18 protein-coding genes are annotated in these 18,516 nt (G+C 58.9%); 11 read left to right on the top strand and 7 right to left on the bottom strand.

The genetic code is table 11. The features are described from left to right. Window positions 1–23: 23 nt before the first annotated feature. Window positions 24–2,696 carry a pyruvate, phosphate dikinase gene (gene ppdK / locus FMN63_RS23245; protein ID WP_148586509.1) on the bottom strand — a complete coding sequence of 891 codons (2,673 nt, stop codon included), beginning with the start codon at window positions 2,694–2,696 and terminating at the stop codon, window positions 24–26. A gap of 325 nt (window positions 2,697–3,021) precedes the next feature. Here ppdK and FMN63_RS23240 point away from each other — a divergent pair, with 325 nt between their 5' ends. Together FMN63_RS23240 and FMN63_RS23235 are read left to right on the top strand one after the other, a co-directional pair. After that, a complete protein-coding gene (locus tag FMN63_RS23240) occupies window positions 3,022–4,809 on the top strand; it encodes a tetratricopeptide repeat protein (protein ID WP_148586508.1) in 1,788 nt (595 codons plus the stop codon). A 12-nt stretch (window positions 4,810–4,821) separates the two neighbouring features. Further along, on the top strand, window positions 4,822–5,703 hold the full coding sequence (locus tag FMN63_RS23235) for a 4-(cytidine 5'-diphospho)-2-C-methyl-D-erythritol kinase (protein WP_148586507.1): 882 nt from the start codon (window positions 4,822–4,824) through the stop codon (window positions 5,701–5,703). 97 nt (window positions 5,704–5,800) lie between these two features. Here the strand turns inward: FMN63_RS23235 and FMN63_RS23230 are convergent, their stop codons facing one another. Beyond that, window positions 5,801–6,817 carry a polyprenyl synthetase family protein gene (locus FMN63_RS23230; RefSeq protein ID WP_148586506.1) on the bottom strand — a complete coding sequence of 339 codons (1,017 nt, stop codon included), beginning with the start codon at window positions 6,815–6,817 and terminating at the stop codon, window positions 5,801–5,803. A 174-nt stretch (window positions 6,818–6,991) separates the two neighbouring features. On the opposite strand from FMN63_RS23230, the gene FMN63_RS23225 reads away from it, so the two are divergent. Together FMN63_RS23225 and FMN63_RS23220 are read left to right on the top strand one after the other, a co-directional pair. Further along, window positions 6,992–7,228 (top strand): putative signal transducing protein, encoded by a 237-nt coding sequence (locus FMN63_RS23225; RefSeq protein ID WP_148586505.1) that lies wholly within the window; start codon window positions 6,992–6,994, stop codon window positions 7,226–7,228. A 1-nt stretch (window position 7,229) separates the two neighbouring features. Beyond that, the gene (locus FMN63_RS23220) at window positions 7,230–8,039 is read left to right on the top strand and encodes a tRNA1(Val) (adenine(37)-N6)-methyltransferase (RefSeq protein ID WP_148586504.1); all 810 of its coding nucleotides are present in this window, start codon (window positions 7,230–7,232) and stop codon (window positions 8,037–8,039) included. Between the two features lie 13 nt (window positions 8,040–8,052). Here FMN63_RS23220 and FMN63_RS23215 read toward each other — a convergent pair whose 3' ends face one another. Together FMN63_RS23215 and FMN63_RS23210 are read right to left on the bottom strand one after the other, a co-directional pair. Continuing rightward, the gene (locus tag FMN63_RS23215; RefSeq protein WP_148586503.1) at window positions 8,053–8,325 is read right to left on the bottom strand and encodes an usg protein; all 273 of its coding nucleotides are present in this window, start codon (window positions 8,323–8,325) and stop codon (window positions 8,053–8,055) included. Between the two features lie 147 nt (window positions 8,326–8,472). Then, the gene (locus tag FMN63_RS23210) at window positions 8,473–8,820 is read right to left on the bottom strand and encodes a c-type cytochrome (protein WP_148586502.1); all 348 of its coding nucleotides are present in this window, start codon (window positions 8,818–8,820) and stop codon (window positions 8,473–8,475) included. Between the two features lie 163 nt (window positions 8,821–8,983). On the opposite strand from FMN63_RS23210, the gene FMN63_RS23205 reads away from it, so the two are divergent. From FMN63_RS23205 to FMN63_RS23195, 3 genes are all read left to right on the top strand, one after another. Then, complete coding sequence (locus FMN63_RS23205) at window positions 8,984–9,916, top strand: AAA family ATPase (protein ID WP_148586501.1); 933 nt, start codon at window positions 8,984–8,986, stop codon at window positions 9,914–9,916. A gap of 50 nt (window positions 9,917–9,966) precedes the next feature. Continuing rightward, window positions 9,967–11,181, top strand: coding sequence for a vWA domain-containing protein (locus tag FMN63_RS23200; RefSeq protein ID WP_148586500.1), 1,215 nt, complete (start codon window positions 9,967–9,969; stop codon window positions 11,179–11,181). Between the two features lie 517 nt (window positions 11,182–11,698). Next, window positions 11,699–12,574 (top strand): hypothetical protein, encoded by an 876-nt coding sequence (locus FMN63_RS23195; protein ID WP_148586499.1) that lies wholly within the window; start codon window positions 11,699–11,701, stop codon window positions 12,572–12,574. 48 nt (window positions 12,575–12,622) lie between these two features. Here the strand turns inward: FMN63_RS23195 and FMN63_RS23190 are convergent, their stop codons facing one another. After that, window positions 12,623–13,102 (bottom strand): L,D-transpeptidase, encoded by a 480-nt coding sequence (locus tag FMN63_RS23190; protein ID WP_209001380.1) that lies wholly within the window; start codon window positions 13,100–13,102, stop codon window positions 12,623–12,625. Between the two features lie 325 nt (window positions 13,103–13,427). Here FMN63_RS23190 and FMN63_RS23185 point away from each other — a divergent pair, with 325 nt between their 5' ends. Next, a complete protein-coding gene (locus FMN63_RS23185) occupies window positions 13,428–14,042 on the top strand; it encodes a YceI family protein (protein ID WP_148586497.1) in 615 nt (204 codons plus the stop codon). A gap of 74 nt (window positions 14,043–14,116) precedes the next feature. Here the strand turns inward: FMN63_RS23185 and FMN63_RS23180 are convergent, their stop codons facing one another. Then, on the bottom strand, window positions 14,117–15,223 hold the full coding sequence (locus tag FMN63_RS23180) for a branched-chain amino acid ABC transporter substrate-binding protein (RefSeq protein ID WP_148586496.1): 1,107 nt from the start codon (window positions 15,221–15,223) through the stop codon (window positions 14,117–14,119). 322 nt (window positions 15,224–15,545) lie between these two features. Here FMN63_RS23180 and FMN63_RS23175 point away from each other — a divergent pair, with 322 nt between their 5' ends. The 3 genes from FMN63_RS23175 (at window position 15,546) to FMN63_RS23165 (ending at window position 17,719) form a co-directional block, all read left to right on the top strand. Then, entirely contained in the window at window positions 15,546–16,073 is a 528-nt protein-coding gene (locus tag FMN63_RS23175; protein WP_148586495.1) for a flavin reductase, read from the top strand. A gap of 54 nt (window positions 16,074–16,127) precedes the next feature. Beyond that, entirely contained in the window at window positions 16,128–17,132 is a 1,005-nt protein-coding gene (locus tag FMN63_RS23170) for a P1 family peptidase (RefSeq protein ID WP_148586494.1), read from the top strand. Between the two features lie 68 nt (window positions 17,133–17,200). After that, window positions 17,201–17,719 carry a DUF3833 family protein gene (locus FMN63_RS23165; RefSeq protein WP_148586493.1) on the top strand — a complete coding sequence of 173 codons (519 nt, stop codon included), beginning with the start codon at window positions 17,201–17,203 and terminating at the stop codon, window positions 17,717–17,719. 179 nt (window positions 17,720–17,898) lie between these two features. On the opposite strand, the gene FMN63_RS23160 is transcribed toward FMN63_RS23165, so the two are convergent. Continuing rightward, a complete protein-coding gene (locus tag FMN63_RS23160) occupies window positions 17,899–18,480 on the bottom strand; it encodes an NAD(P)H-dependent oxidoreductase (RefSeq protein WP_148586492.1) in 582 nt (193 codons plus the stop codon). Window positions 18,481–18,516 lie beyond the last annotated feature (36 nt).

The following is an 18,516-nucleotide window of genomic DNA, read 5'->3' as shown; positions in this document are numbered from 1 at the left end:
CTCAACGGGCCTTTCCCGCCCATTCAGCTTCCGGACTTGAACTTCAAGGCAGCCTGCGCAGCCGCCAGCCGCGCAATCGGCACGCGGAACGGTGAACAGGAGACATAGTCCAGGCCAACGCTTTCGCAGAAGGAGATGGACGCCGGATCGCCGCCATGCTCACCGCAAATGCCAAGCTTGATATCGGGACGCGTGGACCGGCCACGCTCGACACCGATCTTGATGAGTTCGCCCACGCCTTCCTGATCGAGCGAGACGAACGGGTCCTGCTCCAGAAGACCGCGCGTCTGATAGGTTCCGAGGAACGAAGCGGCGTCGTCACGCGAGATACCGAAAGTGGTCTGTGTCAGGTCGTTGGTACCGAAGGAGAAGAACTCGGCAGACTCGGCGATTTCCGCCGCCTTCAGCGCGGCACGCGGCAATTCCACCATGGTGCCGACCTGATAGGTCAGTTCCGCACCTGTTTCACTCATCACCGCCTTGGCCATGGCCTCGATGCTCTTGCGTACGAGGTCCAGTTCCCCCTTGAGGCCAACCAGCGGAACCATGATTTCCGGAACCACCGGCGCGCCGGTCTTCTTCGCAGCTTCGACGGCCGCCTCGAAGATGGCCCGTGCCTGCATTTCGGCAATTTCCGGATAGGATACCAACAGGCGGCAGCCGCGATGGCCGAGCATGGGGTTGAATTCCTCCAGCGCCAGCGCGCGGTCGCGCAGCAAATCCGGATCAGCGCCCATCGCTTTCGCGACGTCCGCCAGTTCCTCTTCCGATTTCGGCAGGAATTCATGCAGCGGCGGATCCAGCAGACGGATGGTCACCGGCAGGCCATGCATGATCTCGAAGAGATCGGTAAAATCCTGCCGCTGCATGGGCAGCAGTTTGGCAAGCGCGGTGCGACGACCGGCTTCCGTGTCTGCCAGAATCATTTCACGCACGGCGACGATGCGCTCGCCCTCGAAGAACATATGTTCGGTGCGGCAAAGGCCAATGCCCTCGGCGCCGAATTCCCGGGCCACCTTTGCATCCTGCGGTGTTTCCGCGTTGGTGCGCACGCGCATGCGACGCCCCTTGTCGGCCCAGCCCATCAGCGTCCCGAAATCACCCGAAAGGGTCGGCTGCAGCATCTCGACTTCGCCAACAAGAACCTGGCCAGTGGCACCATCGATGGTAATGATATCGCCTTCTTTAAGCTGACGGCCCGCAGCGTTGATCACGCCGTTGCGGTAGTCGATGCGCAGCATCCCTGCCCCGGCGACGCAAGGCTTGCCCATGCCGCGGGCAACAACGGCCGCGTGGCTGGTCATGCCGCCGCGACTGGTCAGAATGCCTTCGGCCGCATGCATGCCGTGGATATCCTCCGGGCTGGTCTCAACCCGCACCAGGATGACCTTCCGGCCTTCTGACTTGGCATTTTCCGCGTCATCAGAGGAAAAGACGATGGCGCCCGACGCGGCCCCGGGCGATGCCGGCAGACCTGTCGTGATGATATCACGCTTTGCTTTCGGATCGATGGTTGGGTGCAGAAGCTGATCGAGCGCTGCCGGTTCGACGCGGCCAATCGCCTCTTCCTCGCCCAGCAGCCCTTCCGCCACCATGTCGACCGCGATCTTCAACGCTGCCTTGGCGGTGCGCTTGCCCGACCGGGTCTGCAGCATCCACAGCTTGCCCTTTTCAATGGTGAACTCCAGGTCCTGCATGTCCCGGTAATGGGCTTCCAGTTTGGCGCAGTATGTCTGGAACTCGGCGAAGGCCTCCGGCATCAAGGCTTCCAGCGACGGGCTGGAAGACCCTGCCTCGATACGGGCCTTCTCGGTGATATCCTGCGGCGTGCGGATACCGGCAACCACGTCCTCGCCCTGAGCGTTGACCAGGAACTCGCCATAAAGGGCGTTTTCGCCGGTGGACGGATTACGCGTGAAGGCAACGCCGGTGGCAGAGCTCTCGCCCATGTTGCCGAACACCATGGCCTGAACGTTGACGGCCGTGCCCCAGGACGACGGCAGATCATGCAGGCGGCGGTAAGTCACGGCGCGCGGCACCATCCAGGAACTGAAAACGGCGCCAATGGCGCCCCAGAGCTGCTCCTGCGGATCCTGCGGGAACGGTTTTTCCAGTTCCTCTTCCACCAGCGCCTTGAATTTCTCGATAATGCCAAGCCAGGCATCCGCATCGATTTCCGTATCGAGCGTCAACTCGTTGCGTTCCTTGTACTCTTCCAGAATTTCTTCGAACTCGTGGTGATCGAGCCCCAGAACCACGTCGGAATACATCTGGATGAAACGGCGGTAGCTGTCGTAGGCGAAACGCCGGTCGCCCGCTTCGCGCGCGATGGCCTCTACAGTCTGGTCGTTAAGGCCAAGGTTGAGGACGGTGTCCATCATGCCGGGCATGGAAACGCGTGCCCCGGAACGTACGGAGACCAGCAGAGGCCGCTCCGGATCGCCAAACTTGCGGCTTGTCGCCTCGCCAACCTTTTCCAGCGCTTCGACAACCTGGGCCTTCAATGCATCCGGATAGGATTTTTCGTGCTCATAATACCAGGTACAGACTTCAGTGGTGATGGTGAACCCGGGTGGCACCGGTAGACCCAGGCTGCTCATTTCAGCAAGGTTCGCGCCCTTCCCGCCAAGAAGATTACGCATGTCCGCCGCACCTTCTGCGGCTCCATTGCCGAAACTGTAGACCCACTTGGTCATCTGACACTCTCCTCGCCTGGTTCAGTCTGCCGGTTATCTCACGCAGCCAACTTGCATTATCACAATGCAGCGATCGGAACGCATGCGCCCGACATTTTTTGCACTGCACATTCCTGCTACGGCATCTGTCCGTCTTCAAGCCCTTTTTTCCACGAAAGCGATCGTGTTTGCTCGTAACTCTCAGCATTTCCGACGTAGGGCAAAATCAAATGGATTTAAACCCGCAGAAAGTTATACCGGTTGCCTTGCCGGTCAGCCTTAAAGACGCCATTGTCAAAGGCAATAAGCAGTAAACCCATCAAGTTCAGGGATAGAAGTGCGAACAATGATTACAAATGCGATCGGTGCCGTTTCAACCAGGGCTCGCAATCCGCTCCGTCAGAAACTGCTTGCGCTGGTCAGTGTGCTCGCCCTTCTTCCTGCGACGGCTCTAGCGGAAACAAGCACCGAGGTGGAACCCCTCGGCACGCCGTCCGATCTGCCGTTCACCCTGTCCGGCAGCTATCTGTCGGGACGGCTTGCAGGCTTTCAGAAAGATTATGCACAGGCTGCGGCATTTTACGAAGAAACTCTCGCGGCCGACCCCGACAACACCATGCTGCTGGAGCGCACCTTTCTGCTGAAGCTGGCCAACGGCGACGTTGAACAGGCTGTTGTCTATTCCAAGGAACTGGAAAGCGCCGGACTGCAGAATTTCCTTGCCCAGCTGACACTCGGCGCGCAGGAAATGCTGGACGGCCGCTACGAAAAAGCCAACGAAGAACTGGAACGCGGCCGTAACGGCCCGCTCGCACAGCTTTCCATCGGGATCTCCCGTGCCTGGGCTCTTTATGGAAGCGGCAAGGTCGATGAAGCCGTCGCCATGATCGACGGCCTGGAAGGGCCGGACTGGTTCGAGGTGTTCAAGTCGACCCACAAGGCACATCTGCTGTTTGCCGCGGGCCGCAACAAGGAAGCGTTGGAAGCCGCCGAAAGCGCCTATGCCATCGACCAGGGCGCGCTCCGCGTTGTCGACGCCTACACGCGTCTTCTGGCAGCGAACGGCCGCCAGAAAGAAGCACTTGATGTGCTTGATCAATATGATGCGCAGTTCCGCGGTCATCCCAAGCTCGACCAGACCCGCAAAGCCATCACCAGCGGCCAAATCATTCCGCCGATGGTCACCGACCCGGCAGCTGGCATGGCGGAAATCCTTTATGGCCTCGGTGCGGTGATCGGCCGCGACGGCGGCGAAGAACTTTCCACGTCTTATCTTCAGCTCGCGCTGTATCTGGATCCGAAGGCAGAATTCGCAGCCATTGCCCTCGGCAGCGTCTTCGAGCGGATGGGCCAGCCCGATCGGGCAATCGAAGCCCTGATGAAGGTGCCGGAAGACAGCGTCCTCAAGCGTGAAGCCGAAATCCAGGTCGGCATGAACTACAACGCTCTCGAGATGCTGGACGAAGCCCGCAGCCATCTGGAAAAGCTGATCAAACAGGATCCGTCGGATCTTGAAGCCGTGATTGCGCTTGGCAACATCCTGCGCGCGCACGAGATCTACGACGAAGCTGAGGTGACCTACTCCAAGGGTCTCGACACCATTCCCGAACTGGAACGCCAGCACTGGCTGCTGCTCTATTTCCGCGGCATTGCCCGCGAAAGACTTGATAAATGGGAGCTGGCGGAGGCCGATTTCCGCAAGGCGCTCGAACTCAACGAGAATCAGCCGCTGGTGCTGAATTATCTCGGCTATTCCCTGGTCGATCAGGGCCTGAAGCTGGACGAAGCCCTTGGCATGATCCAGAAGGCAGTCGAACTGCGGCCGACAGACGGCTACATCGTCGACAGCCTTGGCTGGGTTTATTTCCGGCTTGGACGGTATGAAGAAGCGGTGAAGGAACTGGAGCGGGCGATCGACCTGCGTCCAGCCGATCCGGTTATCAACGATCACCTGGGCGATGCCTACTGGATGGTTGGCCGCCGCAACGAGGCGCGCTTCCAGTGGAATCACGCCCGGGACCTGGGACCGGACGCGGAAGAACTGCCAAAAATCCTCAAAAAGATCGCAGACGGCCTGCAGGAGGTTCCGGGCACGGATGCCGCCAAAGCCGAAACCGACAAGAACGGCGGCTAACCGGACAAAACCATGGCCCTCGCCACAAAGTCTTCCTCCCGGGTAGAACTGGCCCGGGCCAAGGTTAATTTGGCACTGCATATCACGGGCCAGCAACCAGACGGCTATCACCTGCTGGATTCGCTCGTGGTCTTCCCTCAGATCGGCGACAGGCTTGCGATCGAAACCGCCGGGGAACTCGAGTTGCGCCTCGAAGGCCCGTTCGCACGGGACCTGACCGGCCCGGCAGAAGACAACCTTATCCTGAAGGCGGTGCAAAGCTTTGCCGGCAAGGCCGGCATTGATATTCCGCAGGTCTGTCTGACACTGACCAAACGCCTCCCGGTTGCCTCCGGCATCGGCGGCGGCTCCAGCGATGCCGCAACAACCTTGCGGCTTCTGGAAGACTTTACCGAAACCTACCTTGCCGATGACGAAATGCACGCCCTGGCGCTGACACTCGGCGCGGATGTTCCGGTATGCCTGTTTCCGGAACCCCAGATCATGCGCGGCATTGGCGGCGATCTCAGTCCCGGCCCAGACCTGCCGGCGTGCGGTATCGTCCTTGTGAACCCGCGGGTCGGCGTGTCGACACCGGACGTCTTCAAGGCCATGGAGCGCCGCGACAACGCCCCCATGGATCTCATGCCGGAAAAGTTCGAGACGCTCCCCTCGCTGGTCGCCTATCTGGAGACCTGCCGCAATGACCTTCAGGATGCGGCCAGGAGCCTGTGTCCGGAAATCGGTCAGGTGCTTTCCGAGTTGGAGGCCGAAACCCGCATCGATCTTGCCAGGATGTCAGGCTCCGGTGCGACCTGCTTCGGTCTGTGTGACCTGAAGGCTGCCATGGAGATCGAACGCACGTTGCGCGCTGCCCATCCGGACTGGTGGATCGCCTCCGGGCCGCTTTCGTGACAACACCCGGATCCACCCGTTAAACGCCATGAAAAAAGCCGCCAATTCGAAAAATGGCGGCTTTCTAATTTCTTCAGGAAACAACGGCTTGGAAGCGTCAGCTCACACGGGAGATGCAGAAGGCAACTGCATCGCCAAGCGCGTCGCTGTGCGGCCCAGATGGGAGCGTATCCAGAGCCGCAAGGGCTTTGTTGCCATAGTCCTTTGCCCGTTCGATCGTTTCGGACAGAGCATCGTACATGTTCAATAGCTCAATGGCCCGTTCCAGATCGCCATCCTGAATTTCCTCGCCTTCCAGGCAACGTCTCCAGAAATCGCGATCGGCATCCGTGCCCCGGGCAATGGCCAGCACCACCGGCAGGGTAATCTTGCCTTCTCGGAAATCGTCACCGACATCCTTGCCGAGGTCTGCCGCGGACCCGCCGTAATCAAGTGCATCATCAACGAGCTGGAAAGCGTAGCCGAGCTCCATGCCGTAAGTTCTCGCAGCGCGCTTCATTTCGGCCGACTGTCCGGCGATCACGGGGCCGACTTCAGCTGCAGCTGCAAACAGGGCAGCTGTCTTTGCCTCGATCACCCGCAGATAATCTGCTTCGGTGGTGGTGATATTCTTGGCAGCGCCAAGCTGCAAGACTTCACCTTCTGCAATGACTGCCGACGCCGTTGACAGAATGCGCAGCGCTTCCAGCGATCCGACATCCACCATCATCTTGAAGGCCTGGCCAAGCAGATAGTCACCCACAAGCACACTGGCCTGGTTGCCCCAGAGCTTGCGCGCGGCAAGCTTGCCCCGACGCATATCGCTCTCGTCGACAACATCGTCATGCAACAGCGTGGCGGTGTGCATGAATTCCACACTGGCGGCCAGTGTGACATGGCCATCGCCCTGGTAGCCGAACATGTCCGCACAGGCGAGCGTCAGCATCGGCCGGAGCCTCTTGCCGCCGGAGGAGATCAGGTGCTTGGCGATTTCGGGGATCAATTCAACATTCGACCCTGCCTTCGACAGGATCAGTTCGTTGACCTCGCCCATGCCGCCGGACACCAGATCAACGAGCGACTGAATGCTCGGACGGCGCGGCTGATCGTTTGTATAAGTTGCAACAACGGCCACTAATGGCACTCCCTGAATATTTGTGCGGACAATATGGTGCGAACGCGTTCGGGGCAAGCCGCCAATCCATTGACAAACTGTTGAAATGTCGCAATCAGCTGGTTTTGCTGTAAACCGTTCGGGCAGGACCCTTGGTTCACCCGCTGGACATCGACCGCTAACGCCGGGAATCTTATGGAAGAACTTGTCAGAACAAACGATCCCGTCCTGATTTCCTTTCTGGAATCGATTCTCGAAGAAGCAGGCATCAAGCATTTTGTCGCAGACGGCAACATGAGCATTCTCGAAGGTTCCTTGAGCATGATCCCGCGCCGCATTCTCGTGGATTCAGACCAGATCCAGGTGGCACGCAAGCTGGTCCGCGACGCTGGCCTGGAACATGAGCTGCGCCCGGAAAACGGCCAGGCCTGACATGACCTCACCAATGGACAGTCCCGACAGCCCCTCACAGGAAACGACCCATGACGCCTTTCTCGGTGGCAAGGTCTATGTGCATCAGCCCAAGCGTGGACGTCACCGGGCCGGGCTCGACGCGGTCTACCTGGCAGCGGCCCTGCCCGATGGCACCAGGGGACATGTCGTTGATCTTGGCGCAGGTGTCGGCACAGCCGGATTTTGTGCCGCCGCGCGCTTGCCGGAAATAAAGGTCACTTTGGTCGATATCGACGAGACCGTGCTTTCCCTTGCCCGACGCGGGCTGGAAGACCCGGCCAACGGTGGCTTTTCCAACCGGCTCTCCCTGCTTGAGGCCGACATTACGGCCAAGGGAAGCGTACGCCATGCTGCCGGTCTCACACCCGCAATGGCCGACCATGCCATCATGAACCCACCTTACTATGAGGCGGACCGCTTCCGGGCCTCCCCCAACTCGGCGCGCGCAGGCGCGCATATGCTGGACGACCGGGGACTGGAGCCCTGGGCGAAAACCGCAACGGATATTGTCAAGGAAGGTGGCAGTCTGACCGTGATCTTCCGGGCAGACGGGCTGCAGGAACTGTTGAGCGTGCTCAAGGGCCGGTTCGGCGCGATTGAAGTCATTCCGCTGCGCCCGAGGCCGGAAGCGGCGGCAACACGTGTTCTGCTGCGCGCCATCCGCGCAAGCAAGGCCCCCTTGCGGTTGATGCCGGGGTTCGTATTGCATGAGGGGGACGGATCCGATTTCACCCCTCAGTCAAAAGCCGTCATGCGTGATGGCGAAGGACTCGGTCTCAGCGCGCGCTGATCCCTTCCCCCACTCAGTGCACCACGATCTCTCCATCCGCGTAGCGGAAATCGACTGGCGAGATCAGGGTCTGATGCGCAACGCGCACCGAGTGAATGCGGCCTTCTATTTCCCGTTCCCAGAACGACAGAAACCGGGTCAGTTCAGGAAATTTGGGCGCCAGATCTTCCGTTTGCCACAAGAAACTCTGCAGCAACTTGGGATGATCCGGCAGGCGGTAGAGGATTTCCGCCGTCATCAGTCCATAGCCGAGAAGGCGCTTTTCAAAGTCAGAGCTGGTGTTCATGCCAATCCTTTCTTTCATGCAAAGAAAGATTGTCACGGATATCAGGTTAACCAAACCCGACTTTTGGATATTTGCTGTTTAAAAACAGAACTTTAGCAGCACTCTTATGAGCCTGCTAACAACAGGCTCATCACACCGCAGTGGCGATCATTTCGTCTGGATGGAGGTCAGATACCCCAGAAAGGCGTCAATGTCATCCGGCTCGAAAGCAATTTCCGGCATCCCCTCATGCGCGGTGACGATACCTTCCGCCAAAGGCTCTTCAAGACTTTCCAGCGGATAGCGGCTGGAAAGGTCACGGAAGGCAGGAGCGCCGGTCTGCGCACTTTGATCGTCCTTGCCAACCGCGTGGCACATTGCGCAATGGATCTCCGCCAGTTCCAGGCCGGTTGCCACGCTCACCGGATCGGTTGGATAACCTCCGTCGGACGCCAGAACCGGCGATGTTGCGAACAGGACAATGACCACACCAAAAAACGGCTTGCAACGCGACACTCTTCTTCCCTCCCTTGAATCAGTTTCGCTTTTATAGAAGGTTCGGAAACAGAAACCCATTAGGGGGAACACGTTGGCCGAGAAAAATTCGACCTCGGAACCAATGTTCCTGACGCCTGTCTCTCTATATAAGCGGGGTAGCCACCCGTTCACCGGAGGAAACATGAACCAGTTGCCGGCTTCCATTGACGACACTCTCGCCCTGATGGATCAGGCGGGCTACGTGGCCGACCGGTCGCTTGCCACCGTTCTGCATCTGGCCCTCAAGATGAAACGCCCGCTGTTTCTGGAAGGGGAAGCCGGTGTCGGCAAGACGGAGATAGCAAAGGTCCTGTCGACAACGCTTGGCCGCGACCTGATCCGCCTGCAATGCTACGAAGGCCTTGATGTCTCCTCCGCCGTCTACGAATGGAACTATCCTGCGCAGATGGTGGAAATCCGCGTTTCGGAAGCTGCGGGCGACACCGAACATTCCGAGCTTTCCAAGTCGATCTTCGATGAACGTTTCCTGATCAAACGTCCCGTCCTGCAGGCGCTGGAGCCCTCCCTGTCCGGAGCACCGGTGTTTCTGATCGATGAACTCGACCGGGCGGATGAAGCCTTCGAAGCCTTCCTTCTGGAAGTTCTGTCGGATAACCAGGTGACCATCCCCGAACTCGGCACTGTGAAGGCTGCCGAACCGCCCATCGTGATCATCACGACCAACCGCACGCGGGAAATCCACGACGCCCTGAAGCGGCGCTGCCTCTACCACTGGGTCGACTATCCCGATGCCGAGCGCGAGTTGGAGATTGTCCGCCGCAAGGTTCCCGGTGCCGCTCAGCGCCTTGCCAGCGAAGTGGTGGCCTTCGTGCAGAAACTGCGCGCCGATGAGGATCTCTTCAAGCAGCCAGGTGTCGCCGAAACACTGGACTGGGCGACAGCCCTTTCCGAACTCAACGAAATGGCGCTCGATCCGGACATGGCATCCGACACGCTCGGTGTTCTGCTCAAGTACCAGGACGACATTGAACGTGTCCGCGGCTCGAAAGTGCGCCAGATGATCGACGACATCCGCAAGGACGCCCCCCACCAGCAATCCATGCCGGCGGTTTAAACCGGTGACGCACGTGCAAGGGTTCCATCGCGCACATCCGGGAGGCTGCTTTGCCAACCTCGCCTGAACTGCGCTCACGGATCACGGATAACATCGTCTATTTCGCACGAACGCTGCGCAAGGCTGGCGTTCCGGTGGGCCCTGCCTCCGTGGTTGATGCGGTTGCGGCCGTGGAAGTGTCCGGTATTGAAAGCCGGGAAGATCTCTATTGGACACTGCATTCTGTCTTTATCCGCAAGCACGAACAGAAGGTCCTGTTCGACGAGGCTTTCCGGATCTACTGGCAAAGCCGCGGTCTGATCGAAAAGATGCTGGCGATCCTGTCTCCAGTCGCTCCGCCCAGGGGAGCTCCTGAAAAACCCAAGGCCGGGCAGACACGCGTTTCCCAGGCGTTTCAGGCAGCACAGGAACGGGTTGCCGAGGAAACCGTTCCGCAGATCGAAGTCGATGCAAAGTTCACGGTTTCCGGCAAGGAAATGCTGCAGTCCAAGGACTTTGCGCAGATGACCTCGGATGAAATCACCCAGGCCAAGCTGGCGCTTCGGGCCATGACAATGCCGATGGACAAGATCAGGCTCCGCCGCCTGAAGCCTGCCGCAAGAGGCAAGGTCGATCCCCGCCGTACCTTGCGCGCGTCCATGCGGGCGGGGGGCGACATCATCGATCTGAAATTCCGCAAACCGGCGGAAAAGCGCCCGCCGCTTGTTGCCCTTTGCGATATTTCCGGTTCGATGAGCCAATACTCCCGGCTGTTGCTGCATTTTCTCCACGGACTGACGGTGGAACGGCGTGACGTTCACACATTCCTGTTTGGCACGCGCCTGACGAATGTCACGAGACAATTGCGCATGAAGGATCCTGACGAAGCCCTGGAAGCCTGCTCGTCAGGCGTGGAAGACTGGTCGGGCGGTACACGCATCGCCTCCGCACTGCACGACTTCAACCGGCACTGGTCGCGCCGCGTTCTGGCCGGTCAACCGACCGTGCTTCTGATAACCGATGGACTGGAACGCGATGCGGACGAGGACCTTGAACGGGAAATCGACCGCCTGCACCGCTCCTGCCGCCGCCTCGTCTGGCTCAACCCGCTGCTCCGTTTCGAAGGCTTCGAGGCCAAGGCAAAGGGTATCCGTGCCATGCTGCCGAATGTGGATGAATTCAGAGCGGTTCATTCGCTTGACGCAGTTGCAGACCTTGTCGCGGCGCTGTCAGGTTCAGGCGGCCGCGACAGCAGCGCCAACCCGAAGCGCTGGCTGAAAACGTGACAGTGCAATGTGCGTTGGAACCATCAAAAGGTCTGTCCTGCCAAGCAAAAGCGACTGTAAGACAGGAAACCCCGCCAGCATCGCGTTGGGGCACTAGATGCTGGCAGGGTCTCGAGAGAGCCCTTTGCAGGCCTCGGATGTATCATATATTCAATTTTTGGAAACTAAATGCGTCATGCTGTCCCTGCGACGCGGCGCGCCCAAGGTCATGACCGGAATCATCCGGCATATGCTCTGATTTTTGGATGGGACCTTCTCTGCCGCCAGACACGCTCGGGAGACATCAGCAGCGCACGCGGCCCGCGTCTTCCGTGTTCGCGCTCATTGCGATCACCTGAGTTGCCCTGCTGGCCAGGGGACACCGCTTGTACCGCACGCCCCGTTTGAGGAGTGCTCCATTCCAGCGGCAAACCGCTCAAAGCACTCTTGCAATTTTCGCCCCCCTCGAAAATCCGGCGAAACTAGGCTACTCTTCCGGCTCCGAACAACGACCAAACCTAGAAATTGCTACCGCGGTATGACCAGGAACAATTATCTGGATCTTGACAAGACAGTCTATCAGCAGGTCATAGGCTGTTCGCTCGTGCTCGTCATGCTGTTCGGTCTCGGCCACAATATCTATCTGTCCGCTGGAGACCCGTTTTCCGGCCCAACACCGTCGACCCATCCAATCACGGCACTTGGATTTTTGATCCTGGCGGGAGCCATTTTCTTCCGGCCTCAGTGGGACAACTCGCACTGGCTCAAGAATATCCTGTGCTGGCTGATGATTGTGTTGACAGGCCTGCGCATCGTCGAAGCCTTGTTTCCGGATCAAATTTCGGTTTACGCGCACGGTTGGCTCACCGACACGCTGGAAGCGATCGGCATGTACGGCCGTCTGTCCGTTGAAACCGCACTCTTCCTTGTCTGCTGCTTCGGTTTCGAGCTCTCCCAGGAACGCCATACGGTCGTCAGACTGCTTCTCGTGTCCGTCTGCCTCGCAGTATTGTCCCTTGGCTTTGCCGAAACCGTCTATGCGTTCTTTCTGTGGGGCGAAGAACTGTCGATGATTACCCAGATCGGCATGTGTCTGGTATCGCTGGACCTCATGGTCCGGATGCGCAATCAGCCTCCGTTCAAAAGCGTGATGCAGCCTGGCAGATCCAACTTCCACCTTCAGTTCACTGCGCTTGCGCTCTACCTGCTACCCATGATCGTCGGCACGGTCGTGCTGCACAAATTCCATATCTCGCCTTCCGAAAAAGCTCCGTTCGAGCTCTTCTTTGCAGGCACAAGCTGTGCTCTGCTCGCGATTGTTCTATTGCTGGGCACCTATCTGGACCGGAAGAAGCCTCCGGAAAACGCCTGGTCTTCGAGCACATCCGGCCCCAGTCGCAGCCTGGACGATTGATGCCCCTGCTGCCGCCTTTCGGCTGCTAGCAAAACCAGCCAACGGGTATCAGGGCAAAGCAACGACCGGCGTGCGAACCGTCACCCTTTGAAACAGATCCTGAATGTCGTGATTGGCCATCCGGATGCAGCCATAGGAAACGGCACGCCCGATGGAGCCAGGGCGGTTGGTGCCGTGAATGGCGTAGTTTCCATTCGAGAGCGTCATGGCGGCAACGCCCATAGGGTTATTGGGTGCCCCACCGCGTATGACTGTTGGCAGATGCGGAAAATCACGCCGGACTTCCTCTGACGGAGCCCAGTCGGGCCTTACGTATTTCGCCGTGATGAAAGCTTGTCCGGTCCAGGACTTCTGCCGTTTGCCGACGGCCACCTTGTACCGGATTGCCCGGTTGCCACCGAGAACCAGATAAAGCCGTTTTTCGGAGTTTCTGATGACGATGGTGCCTGCCTGAAATCGAGCGTCGGAAAAGCCGACCACTTCTGCGGCATTGGCGGAACCGGACGTAACCCCGTTGGCAAAAAGCATCGCCAGGGGAATGAGAAAGTGGAACAGGGAGACCAGACGCATTACAAACTCCGTGCAGTTGCGCGAAGATTACCCTGCCCCCCGCCTTGAAAGAACCGGGACGCGCCTATTTTCTTACCAAAAGGTTAATCGACACTCTAGCTCCGCAGGCAAATACGGCTTGCCGGTCTGCGCTCAGGGTTTTGCCTGTGACGACCGTCACCATGCCTGGCGCAGCAGGATGACATAATGCACCCATGGCGCCGAAGGGCCCAAAGTCGAGACATTTGCGGACCATTGATTGCCGCACCAATTACTTCGCTCAGTTTGTTCAAGGACTTATGGAATGACCCAAACCTTTGCAATGTCACGTGGCTTCAAGAGCCCACTTCGTAAAACCGCGGCAACCTTCGCCTGCCTGCTCGCGCTCGCATCAGCCCCGCTGCCGGCTTTCGCCGGGACGCTGACAGGCACTTACATGCTTTCACCGGCAAAACTTGCCACCGGCTTTTCTGTGCGGGTGCTGGGTGGCAAAGCGGTTACGGGAGAATTCAAGACCGTCTCCGGCAAAATGACACTTGATCAGAACCACCCGGAAAAGAGCCGCGTCGTCGTGAAAGTTGACCTGAGAAGCGTTCAGACGAACAACGACAAAGTCACTGGTTTTCTGAAGAGTTCGGCCATGTTCGATGTCGCCAAATACCCGGTTGCGACGTTCCAGAGCACCCGGGTGCAGATAACCGGTCAGAACACCGCAGACGTGGAAGGTGTGTTGAACCTTCGTGGACAGCAGAAACGCACCAAGCTTTCCGTGACGATTACCGACGGCAAGGCCAACGGTCAGGTTGGTTTTGAAGTGTCGGGTGGCTTTTTCCGAAGCCTTTACGGTATGGAAGCCGGACTGCCGATCTACGCCGACAAGGTCAACCTCAAGATCAGCGGTACCGGATCACGCACCTGAGCGCGGTCTTTTGATTTGAGCCTGGAGAAGCACGCGCCCTGAGCAGGTCGCGTGCTCTTCAGTTTGCGCAAAGCTCACCGCGCTTGCGGCATCCCGCCCTGCCACTGATAGACGATATAATCCGGCAAGTTGCTGTCGCCGTTTTCATTGAACGTGACTTCGCCGATCACCGTATCGAAGGTCCCCTCATTCAAGGCGCTTGCAACGTCCGGCAGGGCCGCGTTCCCGCCGGCCTCCACCGCCTGAGCCCAGGCTTGAATTGCGGCATATGTCGTCAGGGTGAAACGGTCGGCAGAAAGTCCGGCTCCTTCCAAGGCCGCAACGAAATCCTGCGCTTGCGGTCGTTCACGGGGGATCTCCGGATAGGTCAGCAAGGTTCCGTTGCCCGCGTTGCCAGTCACGGACCAATAATCGTCCGTCATCAGTGCATCTCCGGCCATCAGAACCGCATCCAGCCCCTGGCGTGCCATCTCCAGTTTGATGAGCCCCGCTTCCGGATGGTACCCACCCAGATAGACAACATCGACCGCCTGAAGCTTGAGCTGCGACACCAGGGTGCGGAAGTCATCACCGCCGGCATCAAATCCGAGTGACATGCTTTCACTGGTACCAAGCTCGTTGAGGGCAGCCTTCAACGCATCGGTAAGTCCAATACCGTAAGCTGTCTTGTCGTGTAGGAGTGCGATCCGCTGGTCGCCGAATTCGTTGACAAGAAATCTGGCTGCCACGTCCGCTTGCCGGTCGTCCCTGGGGGCCAGACGAAAAGTCCCCTCACCTGGCCGTTCGTCGGTGAATTTCGGCAGCGTTGTTGCCGGTGAGATCTGGACAATGCCCCCACCGGCATAGACTTCGCTGGCTGCAATCGAACTGTTGAAGCAAAGATGACCGGCAACGAAGACGACGCCTTTGCCGATAAGCTGGTTGGCGACGGCGGCCGCCTGATCCGCGTCGCAACCATCATCGGCGACTTCCAGCACCAACGTCTCGCCGTTCACGCCGCCGGCTGCATTCAGATCGGCAACCGCCCTTTCCGCACCGATGCGCATCTCTTCGCCGAAAGCTGCGAACTGTCCTTTCATCGGTCCGGCAACCGCGATCCGGATGTCGGCAGCAGCAGGTGTCGCGACGACAGCGCCAAAAGCAAGAAGGCCAAAGCTGGCCAGAAGCTGCTGAAAGGTCATTCGTGTCCCCAAACTTCGATGATTGCTCTCTACCCCTAGCGCGGCGGGCCCTGCAGCTCAATGCGCACTTGCAGCGCAGGTGGCAAATGCTGGCGCCCTGCCCCATATCAGACGAAGAATGTCCGATCCGAAGATCTCCTATCGCTGCTGCGCAAATGGTCTTTCATCAAAGTTGCGAGGTCCCAAAGTTGCGGCATCTGATACCCAGTCTGTCCCCCGTTGAAGGCGGCATGGTCTAGGCATCCTATCCATGGCCGCCTAAACTCCGGTCCGCGTCCGAAAGACGAATGATTCCCCGCTGAGCCACTCAGGAACCAACTTGATGTCTCCAACTTCTTCAGGCCCCGATGATCCGGACAGGCTTCCGCTGGAGACCGAGATTTTCCGTGAAGCCATGAGCCGAATTGCAACGGCCGTTCATGTGGTAACCACCGATGGCCCGGGCGGCCGCATCGGTGCAACCGTTTCTGCGGCCTGTTCGGTCAGCGACGAACCGGCCAGCATCCTGGTCTGCCTGAACAAAAAAACACGCATCCACGCCGCTGTTCTTGAAAACCGCAGATTCTGCCTCAATACGCTCAGCGATGATCATGAGGCAATATCCGACGCCTTTGCCGGACGCGACAAGCTGGAGATGCCCCAGCGATTCGAAAAGGGGGCGTGGACAACTCTGGCGACCGGATGCCCGGCACTCGACAGCGCCCGCCTCAGCGTCGATTGCGAGGTTTATTCTGTTACGGAAATGGGGACGCATTCAATCATTGTCGGCACCGTGATCGACCTGCGAATGACCGATCCGGGCAAATCTCTTCTTTACGTCCGCCGGGGCTACAAAAGCCTCGACACCTGACGACCAGCCCCTCAAACTCCCAAACGCCAACCTTCAACCAAGGACCGTCAGTTCATGCCCGGTTTACGCAATCTGATCACCGATGTTCCGGGCCTCAAGGTCGGCAATGCCACCGATCTTGAGCTGAAATCCGGGGCAACCGTGCTCGTTCCCGACGAACCGGCGGTCGCGTCCGTTGCCATTCACGGTGGTGCACCAGGCACCCGCGAAATCGCGCTGCTGGAGCCTGAACAGACTGTTGAGAAGATTGATGCCATCGTCCTGGCCGGCGGGTCCGCCTTTGGCCTGGATGCAGGCGCGGGTGTCCAGGGCCGCCTTGCAGAACTCGGCTACGGCTTTCAGGTCGGCCCCGTCCGCGTGCCGATTGTTCCCACCGCCATATTGTTCGATCTTCTGAACGGCGGTGACAAAAGCTGGGGCCAGGCTGCTCCCTATAGGGACCTGGGCCGCTCGGCACTCGACGCCATCGGCCACGACTTTTCTCTCGGCTCCGTCGGGGCAGGAACCGGCGCCACCACTGCCAATCTGAAAGGCGGCCTCGGCTCGGCCTCCCATGTGCTGGACAATGGCGTCACGGTGGGAGCCATTGTCGGTGTGAACGCACTTGGGCGGGCAACTGTCGGCGACAATGCCCACTTCTGGGCAGCACCGTTTGAAATCGGCGACGAGTTCGGTGGCCTGGGCATGGCCCATCCGCTACCGCATGACGCCATTTCCGTCCGTACCAAACTGGACGGCCTCAAGGCCGGCGCCAACACCACGATAGCCGCAGTGGCGACCGATGCCATTTTGACGAAGGGCGAAGCGAAACGGCTTGCAGTTATGGCGCATGACGGCCTTGCCCGTGCCCTGTGGCCGGCGCATACGCCGCTGGATGGCGATCTTGTCTTTGCACTGTCCACCGGTCAGCGCCGGATGGAAAACGGCCTGGAGGACATGGTTCAGCTTGGAGCTGCGGCCGCTTCGTGCCTGGCCCGTGCCATCGCGCGCGGCGTCTATAACGCCTCCCCGGCCCCCGGCGACCCTGTCCCAACCTTTAAAGAACGCTTCGCAAGCTAGCTACAAGATCCGAAGAGCACCGGTTTGCGTAAGCTGGGCAGATTTTCCTGAAGGAGGCTCTGCCCGTCATGACCCGCGCCCGTCGATATCTGCTCCTGTTCGTGTTCGCAATTGCTGCCGCAACCTCTATCCCGGCACAGGCCAAATCCCTGGTACTGGAAGAGTTCTTTCGCGGAAAAACCATCGGCAAGGGCGTCTTTGAAAGCAAGATCGCCGGTGTCTATCGTCCCTTCACCGTCAAGCTGACGGGAACCTGGAACAAACGCACGTTTACGCTAAGACTTCGCGAAGATTTCATCTATGACGACGGTGAGCGGGACACGAAGACATGGTTCTTCCAGAAAGTTGCCGAAGACCGCTACATAGGCCAGAGAGCCGATGTGCTTGGCTTGACCAATGTGCGAACCGACGACAATGGCGCCCTTCGTTTTTCCTACGTTGCGAGCCTCGAGACGGAAAACGGCCCCTTGCTGCTTCGCTTCGATGATACGTTGAAACAGGTGGACCGCAACACAGTCGAAAATACGGCAAAGGTGATGAAGGCGGGGATCACCGTGGGAACCGTATCGCTGACGTTCAAAAAATGACAGCTGCCGCATGAAGCCGCTGATTGGCGCCTAGTCCGAGCGATTTCGTCACTTTCAACGAAAAGCAGCCTGGGCGAACGTGTTTTGCGGCACAGGCTGCAATCGGAAGCCGGAACTCAGCGCAATCAAGATGCAGACGTTCAATGGCTTCCGATTTGCAAAAGCGAATGGGACCAACGTCACGCAGCCTTGCGTCCCAGTGCAGCGGCCCGTTCCAGCATCTTGCGTTTCGCATCGTCACTCGTTCCGCGGATCGGTGAGAACATGTGATAGCCCCTGGGCTTGAGACCGCAGAAACCGAGGATCTGTTTCTCCGTCTGTTTTCTGATGCCTGCGCCATAGATCCAGGTGAAGTACCAGCCTGGCGTATCGGAAGTCACCAGAACCTGCGCGGTTCGCCCCTTCAAAAGCTGTTCGGGTATCGGTTTGCCTTTGACGTATTGAAAGGACATGCCCGGCAGCAGGATGCGGTCAAACAGGCCTTTCAGCTTGCCCGGCATCCCGCCCCACCACAGCGGATGCGTCAGCACGAAATGCTCACACCACAAAATGTCCTGCCATAATGCTTCCAGGTCAGGTTCCAGCGGCTTTGCATCCTTGAAGGAAGAAACTCCGAAATCCGCATCGAAGTTAAGATCCGCCAGATGCCGCACGCGCACCTCATTGCCGGCCGCGCTCGCGTTATCGGCATATTCCGCCGCAAGAGCACCCGAAAAGGTGTCCTTTGCGGGATGTCCTTCCAAAACCAGTATCCGTGTCATGTGTCACCTTGTGAATTTGCAGGCGTTGAACGCCAA

Origin of the sequence: Stappia sp. BW2 (genome assembly GCF_008107695.1) — a bacterium.
GTDB lineage: Bacteria > Pseudomonadota > Alphaproteobacteria > Rhizobiales > Stappiaceae > Roseibium.
This window is presented reverse-complemented; position numbering and strand designations above follow the sequence as displayed.

Coding starts and splice junctions, on each gene's coding strand:
- ppdK (WP_148586509.1), bottom strand. CDS start 2,696: ATGACCAAGTGGGTCTACAGTTTCGGCAATGGAGCCGCAGAAGGTGCG.
- FMN63_RS23240 (WP_148586508.1), top strand. CDS start 3,022: ATGATTACAAATGCGATCGGTGCCGTTTCAACCAGGGCTCGCAATCCG.
- FMN63_RS23235 (WP_148586507.1), top strand. CDS start 4,822: ATGGCCCTCGCCACAAAGTCTTCCTCCCGGGTAGAACTGGCCCGGGCC.
- FMN63_RS23225 (WP_148586505.1), top strand. CDS start 6,992: ATGGAAGAACTTGTCAGAACAAACGATCCCGTCCTGATTTCCTTTCTG.
- FMN63_RS23220 (WP_148586504.1), top strand. CDS start 7,230: ATGACCTCACCAATGGACAGTCCCGACAGCCCCTCACAGGAAACGACC.
- FMN63_RS23215 (WP_148586503.1), bottom strand. CDS start 8,325: ATGAACACCAGCTCTGACTTTGAAAAGCGCCTTCTCGGCTATGGACTG.
- FMN63_RS23205 (WP_148586501.1), top strand. CDS start 8,984: ATGAACCAGTTGCCGGCTTCCATTGACGACACTCTCGCCCTGATGGAT.
- FMN63_RS23195 (WP_148586499.1), top strand. CDS start 11,699: ATGACCAGGAACAATTATCTGGATCTTGACAAGACAGTCTATCAGCAG.
- FMN63_RS23190 (WP_209001380.1), bottom strand. CDS start 13,102: ATGCTTTTTGCCAACGGGGTTACGTCCGGTTCCGCCAATGCCGCAGAA.
- FMN63_RS23185 (WP_148586497.1), top strand. CDS start 13,428: ATGACCCAAACCTTTGCAATGTCACGTGGCTTCAAGAGCCCACTTCGT.
- FMN63_RS23180 (WP_148586496.1), bottom strand. CDS start 15,223: ATGACCTTTCAGCAGCTTCTGGCCAGCTTTGGCCTTCTTGCTTTTGGC.
- FMN63_RS23175 (WP_148586495.1), top strand. CDS start 15,546: ATGTCTCCAACTTCTTCAGGCCCCGATGATCCGGACAGGCTTCCGCTG.
- FMN63_RS23170 (WP_148586494.1), top strand. CDS start 16,128: ATGCCCGGTTTACGCAATCTGATCACCGATGTTCCGGGCCTCAAGGTC.
- FMN63_RS23165 (WP_148586493.1), top strand. CDS start 17,201: ATGACCCGCGCCCGTCGATATCTGCTCCTGTTCGTGTTCGCAATTGCT.
- FMN63_RS23160 (WP_148586492.1), bottom strand. CDS start 18,480: ATGACACGGATACTGGTTTTGGAAGGACATCCCGCAAAGGACACCTTT.